Here is a 15,437-nt window from a genome sequence, read left to right as displayed (position 1 = left end):
GGAGCTTTACATGACGCTCAACGGCAAGACTGCACTCGTCACCGGTTCCACCAGCGGCATTGGCCTGGGCATCGCCCAAGTGCTGGCGCGCGCGGGTGCCAACATCGTGCTCAATGGCTTCGGCGACCCGGCGCCAGCCCTGGCCGAGATCGCCCGCCACGGCGTGAAGGTAGCGCATCACCCGGCGGATCTGTCCGATGCGGCCCAGATCGAGGCGCTGTTCGCCCTCGCCAATCGCGAATTCGGCGGTGTCGATATCCTGGTCAACAATGCTGGTATTCAACATGTGGCGCCGGTGGAGCAGTTCCCGGTACAAGCCTGGGACAAGATCATCGCCCTCAACCTGTCGGCGGTGTTCCACGGAACCCGGCTGGCGCTGCCAGGCATGCGCGAACGCAACTGGGGGCGGATCATCAACATCGCCTCGGTGCATGGCTTGGTCGGCTCCAGCGGCAAGGCCGCGTATGTGGCGGCCAAGCATGGCGTGGTCGGGCTGACCAAAGTGGTCGGACTGGAAACCGCTACCGACAACGTCACCTGCAACGCCATCTGCCCTGGCTGGGTGCTGACGCCATTGGTGCAAAAGCAGATTGACGACCGTGCAGCCCATGGCGGCGATCCGCTGCAAGCCCAGCACGACCTGCTGGCCGAGAAACAACCTTCATTGGCCTTCGTCACTCCCGAGCATCTGGGTGAACTGGTATTGTTCCTCTGCAGCGAGGCCGCAAGCCAGGTCCGCGGCGCCGCCTGGAACGTCGATGGCGGCTGGCTGGCCCAATGACAGAGGGCGACCGGGGCCTGGCGGCGGCATTGCACCCGTTTGATTGCAAGGAGGCCCTATGCGCCCTACCCGTCTGTTCGCGATGTGTTCCCTGACCCTGGCCATGGCCGCCCCGGCGATGGCCGCCAAACTTGAAGATGTCGCACCCTACCCCAAGGCTGAAAAAGGCTTCACCCGGCAGGTGATCCACCTGCCGGCCCAGGCCGATGAATCGGCCCACACTCTGGAAATCCTGGCAGGCAAGACCTTGCAGGTGGACTGCAACCGCCAGCGCCTGGCCGGCAGCCTGGAAGAAAAAACACTGCAAGGCTGGGGTTATAGCTACTACCGTCTGGAGAAAGTCGGCGGCCCGGTCAGCACCCTGATGGCCTGCCCGGACGGCAAGAAGACCGAGGCCTTCGTGCCAGTGGTCGGTGAAGGCTTCATGGTCCGCTACAACAGCAAGCTGCCGGTGGTGGTGTATGTACCCGAAGGCGTCGAAGTGCGCTATCGCGTCTGGTCGGCATCGCAGGACGTACAAAAGGCTAAAGTGGAATAAGAGACCCTCTGTGGGGCTGCTTCGCGGCCCCACGCCCCAGATCCTGCGGAGGTTCGGCATGAACGATGTGCTCTGGCGCCCCTCCACGGCGCAGATCGAGGCCAGCCGGATGGATGCGTTCCGTCGCCGAGTCAACCTGCGCTACAACCTTGAACTCAACGACTACCCGGCGCTGCATCGCTGGAGTATCGAGCACCGCGCCGCCTTCTGGCAGACGCTGGCCGAGTACTTCCATGTGCGTTGGCATACCCCTGCCAGCCAGGTGCTCAGCGAAGGGCCACTGATGCCGGACGCCCGGTGGTTTGCCGGCGGGACCCTGAATTTCGCCGAGCACTTGCTGCACCGGCGCGATGATCGTCCGGCGCTGATCAGTGTGCGCGAGGATGGCCTGCGCGTGGTGCTGACCCATGCTCAACTGGCAAGCCATGTCGCCGGTCTGCAAAGGGCCTTCATCGCCGCCGGCATAGGCGTCGGCGATCGGGTAGCAGCGATCATGCCCAACACCTGGGAAACCCTGGTAGCGATGCTTGCCTGCACCAGCCTCGGGGCGGTGTGGTCCAGTTGTTCGCCGGAGTTTGGCTTGCACGGCATTATCGACCGCTTCGGGCAGATCGAGCCGAAGCTGCTGATCGCCTGTGCTGGTTATCACTACGCTGGCAAGACCCTCGACCAGGTGGACAAGATCAACCAGGTCTGCGCCCAGTTGCCAGGCCTCGAACAGTTGCTGATAGTGCCCTACACCCGCACCCAGACCCACGCCGATGCGTTCAGTGCACCGCAGGCAAGCCTGTGGGACGATTTCTACCGGGCCGGCGGTTCACCCAACTTCGTCCCGCTGCCGTTCGATCACCCGCTGTACATCCTCTACTCCAGCGGAACCACCGGAGTACCCAAGTGCATCGTTCATGGCGCCGGTGGCGTGCTGCTGCAGCACCTCAAGGAGCATGGCCTGCACAATGACCTGAAGGCCGACGATGTACTGTTCTACTACACCACCTGCGGCTGGATGATGTGGAACTGGCTGGCCAGCGGCCTGGCGGTCGGGGCCACCTTGGTGTTGTATGACGGCTCTCCCTTCCACCCCGGCCCCGAACGACTGCTCGACCTCATCGACGCCGAGGGCATCCGTGCCTTCGGCACCAGTGCCAAGTACCTGGCCGCGCTGGAGCAGGAAGGCATCGAGCCGTGCAACAGCCATCGACTCGACAAGCTGCGACTGATCATGTCCACCGGCTCACCGTTGTCGCCGCACAGCTATGACTACGTCTACGGCAAGATCAAGGCGGACCTGTGCCTGGCGTCGATGTCGGGTGGCACCGACATCGTCTCGTGCTTCGTGCTCGGCAATCCGACCTTGCCGGTACGCCGCGGCGAAATCCAGTGCAAGGGCCTGGGTATGGCGGTCGAGGTGTGGGACGAACACGGCAGGCCGGTAACAGGCGAGAAGGGCGAGCTGGTGTGCATCCATCACTTCCCCTGCATGCCGCTGGGTTTTTGGAACGACCCCGATGGCAGCCGCTATCACGACGCCTACTTCAGCCAGTTTCCGGGTGTCTGGGCGCAGGGCGATTATGCCGAGCAACTGACCAGCGGGGGCTTGGTGATCCACGGTCGTTCCGATGCGGTGCTCAACCCTGGAGGGGTGCGTATCGGCACGGCGGAGATCTACCGCCAGGTGGAAAAGGTCGAACAAGTGCTGGAAAGCGTTGCCATTGGCCAGGAGTGGCACGGCGATGTGCGTGTGGTGCTGTTCGTGCGCCTGCGCGACGGTCTGCTCCTGGATGACGATCTGCGCCAGCGTATCCGCCAGGTGATCCGCCAGTACACCACACCGCGTCATGTACCGGCGGTCATCGCGCAGGTCACCGACATTCCCCGCACCATCAGCGGCAAGCTGGTGGAATTGGCGATTCGCAACGTGGTGCATGGGCGGCCGGTGAAGAACACCGATGCCTTGGCCAACCCAGAGGCACTGGACCAGTTTCGCGACCGCACGGAGTTGCGCGATCAGGCATAATGTCGCCCTTTTTTGCCCCGAAGCACAGGTGTCCCATGAAAGCCCAAGCCCGCCATATCCTGGTCAAGACCGCTGAGGAAGCCGAGAAGCTCAAGCAGCGCATCGCCAACGGCGAGGCTTTTGACGTATTGGCCAAGAAGTTTTCCACTTGCCCATCGGGCAAGCGCGGTGGCGATCTTGGCGAAGTACGCCCCGGGCAACTGGTAGGGGCAATCGACCAGGTGATCTTCAAGAAGGCGTTACGTGTGGTGCATGGGCCGATCAAGAGCAAGTTCGGCTATCACCTGGTGCAGACCTTCTACCGCGACTGATCGAGCAGTCACCGCGCAAGCCACGGCGTCAACCTGGGCTTGAGCCAATCCTAGCGACGTGCCGCCAGCAGTCCGAGGCCAGCGCAGCCAAGCAAGGAGGCGCTGACCCGGTTGAACAACCGACGCGGCGCAGGCTGGCTGAACCAGCGTTGCAGGTATGCACCAAGCCCGGCGTAGAGGGCGATGGCGGCCCATTCCAGCAGCAGGAACAGCACGCCCAACCACAGGAACTGCTCACTCACAGGCGTGGCGCTGCCCACGGACACGAACTGTGGCAGGAAAGCGGTGAAGATCAAGATGGCCTTGGGGTTGCCCGCTGCCACCCAGAACTCCTGACGAGCCAGGCGCCAGGTGCCGCGCGGATGGTCGGCTGCCAGCACGGCATCACCCACTGGAGCACGCCACAACTGCCAGGCGATATAGAACAGATACGCTGCGCCCACCACCTTGATCGTCAGGAACAGGTATTCGCTGGTGTGCAGCACCACGGCCAGGCCCATGGCCGCCAGCGCGATCATGCCACTGAAGGCGACGATTCGCCCGCCGCCGGCGACACAGGCCGTACGCAGGCCATAGCGGCTGGCGTTGTGCAGCGAAAGCAGGTTGTTTGGCCCCGGTGCCATGTTCAGGGCAAAGCAGGCGGGTATGAATAACAGCAGGCTCGACAGGTCCATTCGCGTTCTCCCAGACGTCAAGTGCTTATTTCGACGTTCGCCCGCACCAGGGTCAAGGTACAGCCATGGGAAAAAACTGTACGGTCGCCCCCTTGGCCTTGGCGCTGGTAAGCTGCCTGAGTGATCAAGGAGCCTGCCATGCCCTCTTCCTCGTCCCCCGCGCTGTGGCGCGATGCGGCGCTGCCCTTCGTCGAAAGCCGCCGCGCCTGCGATAGCCGGGCCTGCTACAAGGCCCATAGCCACCCAACCTTCTCCATGGGTGCGGTGGATGCCGGCAGCAGCTATTTCACCGGCGCCGGTGCCGGGCAAGCGCACCTCACCCCTGGCACCCTGGTGCTGGTTCCGGCGCAGCGTGTGCATGCCTGCAACCCCGAACCCGGTCAGGCCTGGAGCTACCAGATGCTGCACGTGGACGCGCACTGGCTGGCGCAGTTGCGTCTGGAGTCCGGTCTTGCCGCAGCCGAGACCGGGGCCCCCGCACGCATCAGTCGATCCCCTGCGCTGTACCGTGAGTTCTGCGATCTGAACGCCCTGCTGTTCTCCACGGCAGCCGCGTCGGAGAAGGAAGCTGCACTGGTAGCCTTCCTCGGCGACCATGACTTTTCCGTGCATCCGCCACTGTATCCTGCACCTGCGCCGTCGCTGGATGCGCCCACCCTGAGAACACTGATCGAACGCATGGAAGCCGACGACCCGGCTGAACTGAGCCTGGCTGCGATGGCCAGCCAGGCAGGCCTGGGCCGCTATCAGCTGATCCGTGCCTTTCGCGCGGCCACCGGGATGACGCCCCATGCCTACCTGCTGAACGCTCGCGTCAATCGGGGGCGGCGTTGGCTCCTTCAAGGGCATGACCTGGCCGAAATCGCCTATCGCTTGGGCTTCGCCGACCAGAGCCATTTCCAGCGAGTGTTCAAGGCCCATGTGGGTGTGACACCAGGGCAGTACCGGGCCACGCAATAATCTTCAATACGCGCCATCGGGCCGACGCCAGACTGGGGTTTTGGTAACCCGAGTGACCTGCCTCATGGAGCAGTTTCTGATTGTCGCCTTCGCCCACTTCCTTGCCCTTGTCTCGCCCGGCCCGGACTTTTTCCTGGTCGCCCGAAGTTCGGTATCCGCTGGCTGGCGAGTTGCCAGCGGCGCATGCCTGGGTATCGCCTTGGCCAATGGTCTTTTCATCGTCAGCGCCTTTGCCGGCCTTTCCATCCTGCGCGACGGCAGCGCCTTGTTCATCGCCTTGCAAGTGGCTGGCGCGGGTTACCTGCTGTACATCGGTACGTTGTTCGTTCGCCACGCCGGGAAAACCGAATTGGCAATGGCAGGCGAAGTGCAAGCGGCCGGAGGCTGGAGCCGCTGCTTGGGCATGGGCTTTTTATCCGGAATCCTCAACCCCAAGAACGCCTTGTTCTATGCAAGCCTGGCCAGCATGGTCGCCAGCAGCAGCGGTGCCTGGAAGACCGTCTACGCTGGCTGGATGTTCAGCATCGTGCTGGTCTGGGACCTGCTGGTCGCTGTGACCATCGGCAATCGCAGGGTGCTGAAACGCTTCGCGTACGCCTTGCCGTGGCTGGAAAGGCTCAGTGGCGCATTGCTGATCATGTTGGCCATGGCGCTAATCGGTCACCTGGTAGCGGGTTGACCAAGGTCAGTGTGCGCAGGTCCATCAGGCTGAAATGACCAAGGTTCCAGCCGCCGGTATCCAAGTGCCAGACATTGCCCAGCAGCGTGGCCTCGACCAGCGGCGTATGCCCCACCAGCAGTGCCCGCAGACCTTCCACCGCGCGGCTGTCGCGCTCGTGCAGGCGCCTGCGCGACCACTGGCAGAATTCGCAGACTTTGGGTTCGAGCACGCCTTCGAGTTGGTCACGCAGCACGCTCCAGTCGGCGAACGGGCTGTCAGCGTGCAACAACCCGACAAGGCCTTCGGAGGTCTGTACTTCCATGGCGATTGGCAAGCGCTCGAACGCATCGACGAAACGCTGCTGATCCGTCCTGGGCAGATCCAGAAACCAACCTCCGCCGGCAGAGCGATACATCTGCGGATCCAGCTGACCGCCGTTGAGGTGGTTCACCGCCAGCGACTCGTGGTTACCCTGCACGGCATGAAACCAAGGCCGGGCAAGCCAATCCAGCACCGCTTCGCTTTCCGGGCCCCGATCCACCAGGTCACCGACACTGAACAGGCGATCTACCTCGGGGTCGAAACCCACGGCATTCAACAACTGCTCAAGGCGGCTGAAATGCCCGTGGATATCACCCACCGCCAAGTCACGCCCCTTGCCATTGGCGGTTACCCGCCGAAACCGGCTCATTGCACTATTCCTCTACGGCAGCTCCCATGGCAGGCGTAAAATGGTTTGACACGCAGTCCGCTCCGGAGGTGCCTCGTGCGTAACGTCCTTGCCTGTGCCGTGCTCATGGTGCTTTCACTCAATAGCATGGCACAAGGCACACAAACCCTGCAGGTTCAGGTGCATTTCGATCACCCTGAGCACTTCCGCGATGCCAGGCTGGATCGCGCAGGTTACGCACGTGGCGCTGACGACTACGTCCTGAAGACCCTCACGCACTATCTGCAAAAGCTTGGCCAGCGCTACCTGCAACCCGGCCAGCAACTGGTCATCGATATCCATGACATCGACCTGGCTGGGGGCTTCGAACCCTGGCACGTCAATGCCTACGATGTACGCTTCATGCGCGAGACCACCTGGCCGACCATCGACCTGAGCTACACCTTCAGCCAGCCGGGCAAACCCGACCAGCATGCCCAGGAACGGGTCAGCGACAAGATGTACCTCAGCCGCCCCGGACGGGTAACCAGTAGCAGCGAGCGCCTGTATGCGGAAAAAGCCATGCTCGCCGACTGGTTCCGCCAGCGTTTCGCCGCCCAGCCAGCGTCATGATGGTCTCTTCACTGGCGAGGCGTAGCGTGCCGGTAGTATCCTCGGGGTTTGGATCCGTACCAAGGAAGGGCTAGCCATGAAACTCTGTGCCATACAACTGGCGTCGCACAAGGGCGACCTGGATAGCAACCTCGACCGCCACCGCTACTGCATCGAGCAGGCCGCCGCCCTGGGCGCCAGGCTGGTGGTGTTTCCCGAACTGTCCCTGACCGGTTACGAGCCGACCCTGGCCCGCCAATTGGCCCTGCCCCTCTCATCTGCCCGACTGGACCCGCTGCAAGCACTCTGCGACCACCATGACATAACGGTTGCAGTGGGCCTGCCACTGCCGACCCCCAATGGCATACAGATCGGCATGCCCATCCTGCGCCCGGGCCAACCCAGGCTGAGCTATGCCAAGCAGCGCTTGCACGACGATGAGCTGCCGTTCTTCACGCCTGCCGGGCAGAGCCTCGTATTCGAGGTGGATGAACACACCATCGCGCCAGCCATCTGTTACGAATCCATGTTCATGGCACATGCCGAGAAGGTCCGCGCCCAAGGGGCTGGTCTGTATTTGGTCAGCGTCGCTAAAACCGTCAAGGGTATCCGCGAAGGTTACGAGCACTACCCGGAGGTGGCCCGGCGTTTGAACATACCCGTATTGATGGCCAACTGTATCGGGCCGGCAGACACCTTCATCGGGGCCGGCGGGTCCGCGGCCTGGGACCCTCGAGGGCAGTTGCTGGCGGCATTGGATGAGCGGACCCAAGGCCTGGTGATGCTCGATCTGGCGACAGGCAGTGCCACTGCCCTGGTGTTACCGGAACTGCCTGCATGAGGTATCTGCTGCTTGCCTTGGCATGTTACGGGGCCACCTACTACCTGGTCGGTTTGACGATTCAAGGCCAACTGGCAAACATCGCCGACGGGCTTAGCCATCGACCGGATGCGCCAACGCCCGCTCAATATCTGCGCGAAGTACGCCACCAGGCGCGCCGCGCCCATCGTCACTACACGTTGTTGGCTGGCTCGGTATTGGCACTTGGGTGCTGCCTGGTGGTCAGTTGGGCAAGCTGAACGCCTACCATTCCAGCGCCAGGCTCTGCCGTCCTTCCAGTGCCAGCAAGTATTGCTTGGCCTGCAAACCACCCGCGAAGCCGGTCAAGTTGCCGGAAGCGCCGATCACCCGGTGGCAGGGCGCGATGATCGAAATCGGATTGCGCCCGTTGGCCGCGCCGACGGCCCGAACTGCGCTGGGGTTGCCGATCTGCCGGGCAATCTCGCTGTAGCTGCGGGTTTCACCGAAAGGAATGGTCAGCAGCGCCGCCCACACCTGGCGCTGAAACTCGGTGCCGACAAAATCGAGCGCCAATTCGAAGCGCTGCCGGGTACCGGCAAAGTATTCACCCAGCTGACGAGCGGTTTCGCGCAACAGCGGATGGTCGTCGTCGCGCTGCAGTTCGCCAAGGCAAACGCGGTTTTCACGTTCATGCTCCCACAGGACGGCTGCCAAACGCTGGTTGCGGGCCACCAGGGTCAGCGTGCCGACAGGGGATGCCATCAGGGTGAATGAACTGGACATGGAAGACTCTGCTCAGCAAGACGTTCGCCGCACTCTAACCCTGCCTGCGGCGCCCTGCACCCGCTTTCTTGCTCAAGCAACGCCAGCCGCGGGTGTACCGACGGTAAGCGAACTGTCATTTATTCATGAGCTTCCTTGATGCTTATCCGCAGCAGGACTAATACTTAGATCTCTGCCTGGGGAGGCACAAAAAATGCAACCAAGATTCGTTATCGTTCCGGCGGTACCCATCGAAAAGGAGTCATTTCGTATCGGTGCGCGCTACTATGCGGCGACCACGGGTGGTGGCTTCGACATCTACGATAACCAAGCCAAGGAGCGGCTCAAACCTAGCTATCCGGACAGGACGGCCGCAGAGGCGCAATGCGTTCGCATGAATGCCGCGGGTGATGCGCCCCCCAAGTCGTGAGCCAATCGCCACCTTGAGAGCGGCGACGCTATACAGACAGTTCCGGCAGGAGGGTTGGTTGATGTGCGGGCGCCTCTCTCAATACCGTGGCATTCACGAGTTCGTCGACACCCTTGGCATGCCCGGAGCCTGGCGTAACGTCATCGACGGGCCCGTCACGCCTGGCTACAACGTGGCCCCGTCGACCCCGGTGGTGGTCTTGCGCGTAGACGGTGCCGGCCTCAGGGCCGACCGAGTGAGATGGGGCTGGCGGCCACACTGGGCCGAAGACCGCGCACCACCGATCAACGCGCGCGTGGAGAAAGTCGCCCATGGCGCCTTTTTTCGCGCGATCTGGCCCCACCGGGCAATTACCCCAGTCGACAACTGGTACGAATGGGTCGATGAAGGCGGCCCGAAAAAGCAGCCTTACCTGATCAGGCGTCGCGACGGCCGCCCTGCCCTCTGTGCCTCGATAGGACAGTTCACCGGCAACGACAATGACGGCTTCGTGATCATCACCGCTGACGCCCAGGGCGGCATGGTCGACGTACACGACCGACGCCCCGTCGTGTTGTCGCCCGCGCTTGCCAGGGCCTGGCTGGCCCCGTCGACAGCACTGGCACAGGCTGAGCAGATGGCGTTGCACCTGGGCGAACCCGCCGAATCCTTCGAGTGGTACCGTGTGAGCGTGGCTGTGGGCAATGCGCGTAACCAGGGGCCGGAGTTGATCCTGGCCGTATGATCACTACAGGCAGTCGCGCGCCGCTTGGCGCAACTTGTCACCCGCGAAGAAACCACCTTTGTAGAACGTGGCGAGGCCGCCGTCGTGGTGCTTGACGACTTCCAGCACCTCATCGGATGCCAAGGCACTGGGCACCGTCAGACGGTAGCCGTTGTTGATCGATTTCTGAACCGTGAGCGGGGCTATGGCTTTCCATTTAGGCAGCACGCACGCGGCGTAATCCTCGGGTGATTTTTTCGTGGTTTTACTGCCAGTGGGGGCCGCTGGCGATGCACAGGCAGTCAGGAAAGCGGCCAGCGCAAGCGGAAACAAAATGCGAAAGGTATGCATGGACAAAGTGACCAAATCAAAGTGATGGCAGTTTACTGAGCTACTGTAAGGAACTCCAATCCACCAAAGTCGCCCCCAACCCTCTTGTACGCACTTCATCGCACATCCGGGCAAGCCGCGACACGCCACTGAAGGCTGACCGGGTCTGCGACGTATTACCAATAGGCCAATGCCGGCGACTGTCTACAATGGGCCTCGCTGACGGATCAGCACCCATCGGAAAGCCCGCCTCGGCGGGCTTTCCCCTGCCACCCTGCGACCTCATGCCATTCGCCGCCCTGCGGTAGGCCCTAGCATCACCTGCCATGCCGGGTATCCACTGGTCAGATCCGCACCGCAGCGAGACAAAACGGGCGCTTACTGAGGGTCATGCCTTCTGGCTCGGCATAGCAGATGTCCATCGAGGTGAGCCGCCATGAAACGCATCCACAAGATCATCCAGTTACACCGCCGTCAGCTGCACTTCCATCTACCACCCAGCGGGCTGGACAGTGAACTGCCTGCCCTACCCCCACACCCGGTTGTCACTCTCCAGTTGGCCCAGGTTCGGGAGGTCGCCATACCCAGTAACGGGGATCAAGCGCTGGCCTGCAAGAACACGAATATCGCCACGACATCCACGGTCAACACCGCCGTTACGATGAAACTCAAGAAGTAGAGGTCATTCTGGAACATGGCTGCACACCCCATTTTTGTCAGTGTTACTGGGAGTGCAGCAAAACCTGTTCCACCCTAGCGGTACGCATGAACTTCAACGTGTGACTTGCCAGGGCCCGGTCAAACTTCGATCAGGACCGCTGAGCCCGACCGTAGGGGCCCATGCCATAAATAGGCTAAGCTGCAATCTCCGGCGCCTCGATGGCACTGGGCGTTTCGACACGCAGCTATCCATCGTCGCTCTGGCGATTCACACCAACGAGCCGGAATCTGGCTCAAAGAGGGTGTACCAATGGCGACAATCGAGACAAAGGCGTTCGCTCGCGGGCTGCAGCGGGTGGAGAACAGCTGGCAGGCCTATGTCCTGTCACAAAAGTCCGCCGCGGGTCTGGTGGGAAAGGAGCTCGAATTAGCCTTGGCGATCAGTGCTCGACACTTCACGAAATTTCAGAATCAGAGCCAACAGTTCTATGCAGAGGTTCGAAAGCGTGTTGGAGACGCCGAAAAACTGGAAAGGGACATGGCGTTGTATCCCCATTACTACCTGCCTAAACCCCAATAGCCGCCACGCTTCGGTCTGCGCCGGCTGGAGTAATGGGCGAGATCCTGCGGCGCGGATCCCTCCTTCACCTGAACACTCACCCTAAGAGCATGCTGATGCATGCCCTGGGTGATACAGCTGCATGGGTTCTTGGATCAGCACGCAACCTCAAGGTCTGGCCGTGTGGCTTTTGCTCCATTGCGTTTTCAGCGGCAAGCGGTTGAAACCGCTAACCCCTGGGTCGACGTTCTGAATAGAACCGCCATTGGAGAGAAATCGCTCGACTTGCTCCGAGATCCGTAAATGCGCTTCTCGGTTTTGGGCGGGCTGGGGCGGGAACATGATGACAACCTCACTGTTGTGCCACTGTAATCCAGTACTCGGCATCCACTATACGCCAAACCCTACAAAAAATACGCAATTCGCCGCAATATTATGCAAAATAGCCACAACATAGAGACAATCAACCAATCACGCAGCGCTTGCAGCGGGAGCACGTCATGACCCTTCGAAGCCTGGCCAGGAATCTTCCGTCAGATCCAGAAAGAGAGGGATGGGTGCTTGGCTGGGGCGTCCTGCGCGCCCTGCACCCCTGGCATTTTGTCGACGTCTATGCCGACCGGAACACCGCCGGGGCGGAAGCGCAGCGCCGCGGATCAGATTATGTCGTTGAGTTCGGCTCGCATCGCCTTGGATCGGATGAATTCATCTGCGGGATAACACCGCCTGAAGGCTAAGGCTTGGCCGGCAAACCCAGAGGGACGCCTGCTGGGCACGTTGGTAGGGACTGGCGGCACATCGATGCAGTCGCCGCGCCCTGACACGCCCTCCAAGACCATCGACCCTTGGTCGACTTTTTGTACCATCCAGTACATTCCTTGATTACACTCCCCGCGTTTCACCCCTGTCCTACAAACTGACGATCTGATACTTGGAGTGTATTAAGTCGATGCAAACGGATTCGATTCGCCTGATGAGCGATCTGGAGCAACAAATGCTGCTGGAAGAGCTCAGCAGCAACGCAACGCAGGTCGAAGAGCAACTGAAATTCGTCGTTTGTGGACAATCCACTTTAAGTGAACTGGAGAGTCTGCTCGGCCCCTTCGAACAATGTGAAGTGCTGGGCGACATGAAATTACTCCGCTGGAGGTTTGTCTACACCGAGGGGGGCCTGGCCCTGAGTGATCCTCAAGTCCTCACGGTGGCAATCGACCAGAAAGACTGCATAACCGATTTCGCCTTGGTCTAGCGCTGCGAAAGCGCTCGCCAGATTCGGTCCGCTCCATTGATCTGCCATGAACCAGGCGCCCCGTATCATTGTCAGGAGACGTATCAATGAGCGTAAACATCAACAGTCTCACGATCACCACGCCGGTTCCCACTTCAGCCACCAACCCGGTTGCGCTGGAGCTCAGTGGAGCCGAGGCGATCGCACAACTGCCCAGCGTCGTCAAGGTCTTGGCCGATGGCTCTGTACAGTTCTCGGCACCGACCAAAGGTGCATCCAGCAAGAGCACTCACCGCACGCGGTGCGAATGGAAGGAGCCGGTCTATTGGTCGCTCGCAAGCGATGCCGAGCACATCAACGTGCAGGAGATGACGCTGACCAAGGTCAACTCCGCCCAGAAGGTTGTCATTGCGCAGCTCCATGTGAAGGACGACGATAGCCCGCCAGTGAAGGTGTTCTGGAGCAAGGCAAACATCACCCTGGGATTTCGCAAGACATTCAATCAGGCGGCCCCAGTGAACATGACCCTACTCAAAAACGTGCCCCTCGGGACGACGTTCAGGGTGATCATACGCGTCCTGGCTTCGGGTGCCCTGACCGTTACCGCGCAAAGCAATGGCCGCGCGGGATCGTCCGGCAGGCTGGAGATGGACAGTTCCTGGCGCTCATCGCTGTTGAACTTCCACGGCGGTGTGTACAACCAGGTCGACTATACCGACGCCACTGCAGCTGATGACGGCTCGATCTGTATTCTGAGCGAACTCTCGCTGACTCACGTCTGACCTTCGGGCGCCGGCCAGGTGGCACTGTCCGTTCAGTTGTCGGTGCCGGCTTCACCGCTTGCCCGTCGCCCCCATAGTCATGGCGGCCCTAGTGGGTGCGTAGCACTTGCTCACCAGCATTCCCAGGCAAGCGGATGGCGTCGGCCAGGGCGACACCGGCGATCAATGCCACACCGATTAGCGCCCAGTGAAAATCACTCACCGTCAGCTCACCCTCACCTCCTCGCAGCATCAGCGAAAGGCGCAACAGCAGCGCGACAACCGCCACACCAAGCGCCATCGCCAGCTGGAAGAACATACTGAACAGTGTCGATGCCTCGCCCATCTGCTGCTTGGGCACCTCGGAAAATCCGAGCGCGTTGTAGGTGGTGAACTGCATCGAACGCGACAGTCCGCCTATGAATAGCACCAGCGCCATCCAGTACCACGCCATCCCCTGTTGCAGGCCCAGACAAGCCAGGATGCAACCGACGCCGATCAAGCCGTTCACCAACAGTACGCGTCGAAAGCCATGACGCCGCAACAACCCCGTCGTAAACGGCTTCATCGCCAGGTTACCGGCGAAGATCGCCAGCACCAGCAACCCAGTATCCAACGGTGACATGCCCAAACCGATCTGCAACAGCAACGGGACCAGGAACGGCAAGGCGCTGATCGAAAGGCGGAACAGCGTGCCACCGACGACGCTGGCCCTGAAGGTGGCGATACCCAGGGTCGTCAACGGCAGCAGCGGCGCCGGATGGCGCTGGCAATGACGGACCGACATCCAGGTCAGGAGGCCACCCACCGCCAGCAGGGCTAAGCCTCTATCGAGGCTGCCACCGGAAAGCGAACCCAACATCTCCAGCCCAAGCAGCCACGCGGCGCAGGCCAAGGCAAGAAGAACGAAGCCGAGCACATCGAAGCTGCGGACTTCGCTCGAACGAGTATTGGGCACCAGCCACCACGCCGCCGCGATAGCCAGCAGGCCCAACGGGATGTTCAGGTAGAAGATCCACGGCCAGGACAGGTGGGTCACGATCAGCCCACCAACGGGGGGGCCGAGGACCGGTGCCACCAACCCAGGCCAAGTGATTACCGCGAGCATCTTCACCAGGTCCTGCTTTTCGGTGGTACGCAACACCACCAACCGACCGACCGGGACCATCAGGGCGCCACCGATACCCTGGAGCACCCGTGCGGCGACAAAGGTTTCCAAATTGTAAGCCAGGCCGCAGAGCCAGGACGCCAGGGTAAACAGAGCAATGGCACCGGCGAATACCTGGCGGGCACCGAAGCGGTCAGCTACCCAGCCGCTGAGCGGAATGAACACTGCCACCGCCAGCAGGTAGGCGCTGATGCCGATGTTCAGACTCACCGGACTCGCGCCAAAATCATGGGCCATCTGCGGTAGCGCCGTGGCGATGACGGTCGCATCGAGGTTTTCCATGAAAAAGGTGATGGCGACCAGCAAGGCAATGCAAGTGGTCTGCCGGGCGCTGAGGGTTACGGCCGCTTCGGTCAAGGCTACACGTCCTTCTGAAAGTGAAGAATCGGTCAGACCATCTTCATCGCCGCACGCAAGGCGAGCAGATAAGTCTCGACACCGAACCCGCAGATCTGTCCGCGCACGACTTCGGCGAACACCGAATGGTGACGAAACGGCTCTCTGGCATGGATGTTCGACATATGCACTTCGACCACCGGCGCCTCGAGGATGGCCAACGCATCGCGGATACCATAGCTGTAGTGCGTCCACGCCCCGGCATTGATCAGCACAGCATCGACCCGATCTTCAAACGCCTGATGGATTCGCTCGCACATGGCGCCTTCGAAGTTGGTCTGGAAGCTCTCGACCCGCGCCCCCAGTTCCTCGCCCAGCGCCTGCAAGGACTGGTCGATATCGGCCAGCGTGGCCGTACCATACTGGCGCGGGTCGCGTTTGCCGAACATGTTGTGGTTGATACCGTGCAACATCAGCACATTGGCAACCATGGGC

Annotated in this window: 23 protein-coding genes; 16 read left to right on the top strand and 7 right to left on the bottom strand. The window is 61.4% G+C overall.

What is annotated here, in order from left to right; all coding sequences use genetic code 11:
- Positions 1-10 precede the first annotated feature (10 nt).
- From hbdH to C4Q26_RS25250, 4 genes are read left to right on the top strand one after another with little or no spacing between them, the layout of a single operon-like run.
- Positions 11-781 (top strand): 3-hydroxybutyrate dehydrogenase, encoded by a 771-nt coding sequence (gene hbdH / locus C4Q26_RS25265; RefSeq protein ID WP_023380744.1) that lies wholly within the window; start codon positions 11-13, stop codon positions 779-781.
- A gap of 58 nt (positions 782-839) precedes the next feature.
- The gene (eco, locus tag C4Q26_RS25260) at positions 840-1,319 is read left to right on the top strand and encodes a serine protease inhibitor ecotin (RefSeq protein ID WP_023380746.1); all 480 of its coding nucleotides are present in this window, start codon (positions 840-842) and stop codon (positions 1,317-1,319) included.
- A 58-nt stretch (positions 1,320-1,377) separates the two neighbouring features.
- Positions 1,378-3,336 (top strand): acetoacetate--CoA ligase, encoded by a 1,959-nt coding sequence (locus C4Q26_RS25255; RefSeq protein ID WP_104883852.1) that lies wholly within the window; start codon positions 1,378-1,380, stop codon positions 3,334-3,336.
- 35 nt (positions 3,337-3,371) lie between these two features.
- Entirely contained in the window at positions 3,372-3,647 is a 276-nt protein-coding gene (locus tag C4Q26_RS25250) for a peptidylprolyl isomerase (RefSeq protein WP_023380749.1), read from the top strand.
- A 50-nt stretch (positions 3,648-3,697) separates the two neighbouring features.
- Here the strand turns inward: C4Q26_RS25250 and C4Q26_RS25245 are convergent, their stop codons facing one another.
- Positions 3,698-4,321, bottom strand: a complete 624-nt coding sequence (locus C4Q26_RS25245; protein ID WP_023380751.1) for a LysE family translocator — start codon at positions 4,319-4,321, stop codon at positions 3,698-3,700.
- A 138-nt stretch (positions 4,322-4,459) separates the two neighbouring features.
- Between C4Q26_RS25245 and C4Q26_RS25240 the strand changes: the two genes are divergently transcribed.
- Positions 4,460-5,281, top strand: coding sequence for an AraC family transcriptional regulator (locus C4Q26_RS25240; RefSeq protein WP_027907355.1), 822 nt, complete (start codon positions 4,460-4,462; stop codon positions 5,279-5,281).
- 64 nt (positions 5,282-5,345) lie between these two features.
- Entirely contained in the window at positions 5,346-5,960 is a 615-nt protein-coding gene (locus C4Q26_RS25235; protein ID WP_104883851.1) for a LysE family translocator, read from the top strand.
- Here the strand turns inward: C4Q26_RS25235 and C4Q26_RS25230 are convergent.
- Entirely contained in the window at positions 5,917-6,633 is a 717-nt protein-coding gene (locus C4Q26_RS25230) for a metallophosphoesterase (protein ID WP_104883850.1), read from the bottom strand. The two genes, C4Q26_RS25235 and C4Q26_RS25230, sit on opposite strands and share 44 nt — an antisense overlap.
- A gap of 75 nt (positions 6,634-6,708) precedes the next feature.
- Between C4Q26_RS25230 and C4Q26_RS25225 the strand changes: the two genes are divergently transcribed.
- The 3 genes from C4Q26_RS25225 (at position 6,709) to C4Q26_RS25215 (ending at position 8,283) form a co-directional block, all read left to right on the top strand.
- Complete coding sequence (locus tag C4Q26_RS25225; RefSeq protein WP_027907354.1) at positions 6,709-7,224, top strand: DUF3016 domain-containing protein; 516 nt, start codon at positions 6,709-6,711, stop codon at positions 7,222-7,224.
- Between the two features lie 76 nt (positions 7,225-7,300).
- Positions 7,301-8,044 (top strand): carbon-nitrogen hydrolase family protein, encoded by a 744-nt coding sequence (locus C4Q26_RS25220; protein WP_023380761.1) that lies wholly within the window; start codon positions 7,301-7,303, stop codon positions 8,042-8,044.
- Complete coding sequence (locus C4Q26_RS25215; RefSeq protein ID WP_104881710.1) at positions 8,041-8,283, top strand: hypothetical protein; 243 nt, start codon at positions 8,041-8,043, stop codon at positions 8,281-8,283. The genes C4Q26_RS25220 and C4Q26_RS25215 overlap by 4 nt, the downstream gene beginning before the upstream one ends.
- 4 nt (positions 8,284-8,287) lie before the next feature.
- Here C4Q26_RS25215 and C4Q26_RS25210 read toward each other — a convergent pair whose 3' ends face one another.
- Entirely contained in the window at positions 8,288-8,788 is a 501-nt protein-coding gene (locus C4Q26_RS25210; RefSeq protein WP_023380762.1) for a methylated-DNA--[protein]-cysteine S-methyltransferase, read from the bottom strand.
- Between the two features lie 193 nt (positions 8,789-8,981).
- Between C4Q26_RS25210 and C4Q26_RS25205 the strand changes: the two genes are divergently transcribed.
- Both C4Q26_RS25205 and C4Q26_RS25200 read left to right on the top strand, forming a co-directional pair.
- On the top strand, positions 8,982-9,197 hold the full coding sequence (locus C4Q26_RS25205) for a hypothetical protein (protein ID WP_023380763.1): 216 nt from the start codon (positions 8,982-8,984) through the stop codon (positions 9,195-9,197).
- Positions 9,198-9,258: 61 nt separating this feature from the next.
- Entirely contained in the window at positions 9,259-9,921 is a 663-nt protein-coding gene (locus C4Q26_RS25200) for an SOS response-associated peptidase (RefSeq protein WP_104883849.1), read from the top strand.
- A 3-nt stretch (positions 9,922-9,924) separates the two neighbouring features.
- On the opposite strand, the gene C4Q26_RS25195 is transcribed toward C4Q26_RS25200, so the two are convergent.
- A complete protein-coding gene (locus C4Q26_RS25195) occupies positions 9,925-10,251 on the bottom strand; it encodes a hypothetical protein (RefSeq protein ID WP_023380765.1) in 327 nt (108 codons plus the stop codon).
- A gap of 415 nt (positions 10,252-10,666) precedes the next feature.
- Between C4Q26_RS25195 and C4Q26_RS27970 the strand changes: the two genes are divergently transcribed.
- Positions 10,667-10,909, top strand: a complete 243-nt coding sequence (locus tag C4Q26_RS27970; RefSeq protein ID WP_023380766.1) for a hypothetical protein — start codon at positions 10,667-10,669, stop codon at positions 10,907-10,909.
- A 291-nt stretch (positions 10,910-11,200) separates the two neighbouring features.
- On the top strand, positions 11,201-11,470 hold the full coding sequence (locus tag C4Q26_RS25190) for a hypothetical protein (protein WP_023380767.1): 270 nt from the start codon (positions 11,201-11,203) through the stop codon (positions 11,468-11,470).
- Between the two features lie 147 nt (positions 11,471-11,617).
- On the opposite strand, the gene C4Q26_RS28965 is transcribed toward C4Q26_RS25190, so the two are convergent.
- Positions 11,618-11,791 (bottom strand): hypothetical protein, encoded by a 174-nt coding sequence (locus tag C4Q26_RS28965; protein WP_371919395.1) that lies wholly within the window; start codon positions 11,789-11,791, stop codon positions 11,618-11,620.
- A gap of 158 nt (positions 11,792-11,949) precedes the next feature.
- On the opposite strand from C4Q26_RS28965, the gene C4Q26_RS25180 reads away from it, so the two are divergent.
- From C4Q26_RS25180 to C4Q26_RS25170, 3 genes are all read left to right on the top strand, one after another.
- Complete coding sequence (locus tag C4Q26_RS25180) at positions 11,950-12,186, top strand: hypothetical protein (RefSeq protein ID WP_104883848.1); 237 nt, start codon at positions 11,950-11,952, stop codon at positions 12,184-12,186.
- 236 nt (positions 12,187-12,422) lie between these two features.
- Positions 12,423-12,698, top strand: coding sequence for a hypothetical protein (locus C4Q26_RS25175; protein WP_148299919.1), 276 nt, complete (start codon positions 12,423-12,425; stop codon positions 12,696-12,698).
- Positions 12,699-12,784: 86 nt separating this feature from the next.
- Positions 12,785-13,459 (top strand): polysaccharide lyase family 7 protein, encoded by a 675-nt coding sequence (locus tag C4Q26_RS25170; protein ID WP_104883847.1) that lies wholly within the window; start codon positions 12,785-12,787, stop codon positions 13,457-13,459.
- A gap of 88 nt (positions 13,460-13,547) precedes the next feature.
- On the opposite strand, the gene C4Q26_RS25165 is transcribed toward C4Q26_RS25170, so the two are convergent.
- Both C4Q26_RS25165 and aroQ read right to left on the bottom strand, forming a co-directional pair.
- Positions 13,548-14,888: an MFS transporter gene (locus C4Q26_RS25165; RefSeq protein WP_051376128.1), complete on the bottom strand. Its 1,341-nt coding sequence runs from the start codon at positions 14,886-14,888 to the stop codon at positions 13,548-13,550.
- A gap of 107 nt (positions 14,889-14,995) precedes the next feature.
- Positions 14,996-15,433, bottom strand: a complete 438-nt coding sequence (gene aroQ / locus C4Q26_RS25160; RefSeq protein WP_027907349.1) for a type II 3-dehydroquinate dehydratase — start codon at positions 15,431-15,433, stop codon at positions 14,996-14,998.
- Positions 15,434-15,437 lie beyond the last annotated feature (4 nt).

The organism is Pseudomonas sp. SWI44, from assembly GCF_002947915.1.
In the GTDB taxonomy this organism is placed as follows: Bacteria; Pseudomonadota; Gammaproteobacteria; order Pseudomonadales; family Pseudomonadaceae; genus Aquipseudomonas; species Aquipseudomonas taiwanensis.
The sequence above is the reverse complement of the archived record's forward strand: the minus strand, read 5'-3'. Positions and strand labels throughout refer to the sequence as shown.

Coding starts and splice junctions, on each gene's coding strand:
- C4Q26_RS25195 (WP_023380765.1), bottom strand. CDS start 10,251: ATGCATACCTTTCGCATTTTGTTTCCGCTTGCGCTGGCCGCTTTCCTG.
- C4Q26_RS25250 (WP_023380749.1), top strand. CDS start 3,372: ATGAAAGCCCAAGCCCGCCATATCCTGGTCAAGACCGCTGAGGAAGCC.
- C4Q26_RS25245 (WP_023380751.1), bottom strand. CDS start 4,321: ATGGACCTGTCGAGCCTGCTGTTATTCATACCCGCCTGCTTTGCCCTG.
- aroQ (WP_027907349.1), bottom strand. CDS start 15,433: ATGGTTGCCAATGTGCTGATGTTGCACGGTATCAACCACAACATGTTC.
- hbdH (WP_023380744.1), top strand. CDS start 11: ATGACGCTCAACGGCAAGACTGCACTCGTCACCGGTTCCACCAGCGGC.
- C4Q26_RS25230 (WP_104883850.1), bottom strand. CDS start 6,633: ATGAGCCGGTTTCGGCGGGTAACCGCCAATGGCAAGGGGCGTGACTTG.
- C4Q26_RS25175 (WP_148299919.1), top strand. CDS start 12,423: ATGAGCGATCTGGAGCAACAAATGCTGCTGGAAGAGCTCAGCAGCAAC.
- C4Q26_RS25165 (WP_051376128.1), bottom strand. CDS start 14,888: ATGGAAAACCTCGATGCGACCGTCATCGCCACGGCGCTACCGCAGATG.
- C4Q26_RS25235 (WP_104883851.1), top strand. CDS start 5,346: ATGGAGCAGTTTCTGATTGTCGCCTTCGCCCACTTCCTTGCCCTTGTC.
- C4Q26_RS28965 (WP_371919395.1), bottom strand. CDS start 11,791: ATGTTCCCGCCCCAGCCCGCCCAAAACCGAGAAGCGCATTTACGGATC.
- C4Q26_RS25240 (WP_027907355.1), top strand. CDS start 4,460: ATGCCCTCTTCCTCGTCCCCCGCGCTGTGGCGCGATGCGGCGCTGCCC.
- C4Q26_RS27970 (WP_023380766.1), top strand. CDS start 10,667: ATGAAACGCATCCACAAGATCATCCAGTTACACCGCCGTCAGCTGCAC.
- C4Q26_RS25200 (WP_104883849.1), top strand. CDS start 9,259: ATGTGCGGGCGCCTCTCTCAATACCGTGGCATTCACGAGTTCGTCGAC.
- C4Q26_RS25205 (WP_023380763.1), top strand. CDS start 8,982: ATGCAACCAAGATTCGTTATCGTTCCGGCGGTACCCATCGAAAAGGAG.
- C4Q26_RS25190 (WP_023380767.1), top strand. CDS start 11,201: ATGGCGACAATCGAGACAAAGGCGTTCGCTCGCGGGCTGCAGCGGGTG.
- C4Q26_RS25255 (WP_104883852.1), top strand. CDS start 1,378: ATGAACGATGTGCTCTGGCGCCCCTCCACGGCGCAGATCGAGGCCAGC.
- C4Q26_RS25220 (WP_023380761.1), top strand. CDS start 7,301: ATGAAACTCTGTGCCATACAACTGGCGTCGCACAAGGGCGACCTGGAT.
- C4Q26_RS25180 (WP_104883848.1), top strand. CDS start 11,950: ATGACCCTTCGAAGCCTGGCCAGGAATCTTCCGTCAGATCCAGAAAGA.
- eco (WP_023380746.1), top strand. CDS start 840: ATGCGCCCTACCCGTCTGTTCGCGATGTGTTCCCTGACCCTGGCCATG.
- C4Q26_RS25170 (WP_104883847.1), top strand. CDS start 12,785: ATGAGCGTAAACATCAACAGTCTCACGATCACCACGCCGGTTCCCACT.
- C4Q26_RS25210 (WP_023380762.1), bottom strand. CDS start 8,788: ATGTCCAGTTCATTCACCCTGATGGCATCCCCTGTCGGCACGCTGACC.
- C4Q26_RS25215 (WP_104881710.1), top strand. CDS start 8,041: ATGAGGTATCTGCTGCTTGCCTTGGCATGTTACGGGGCCACCTACTAC.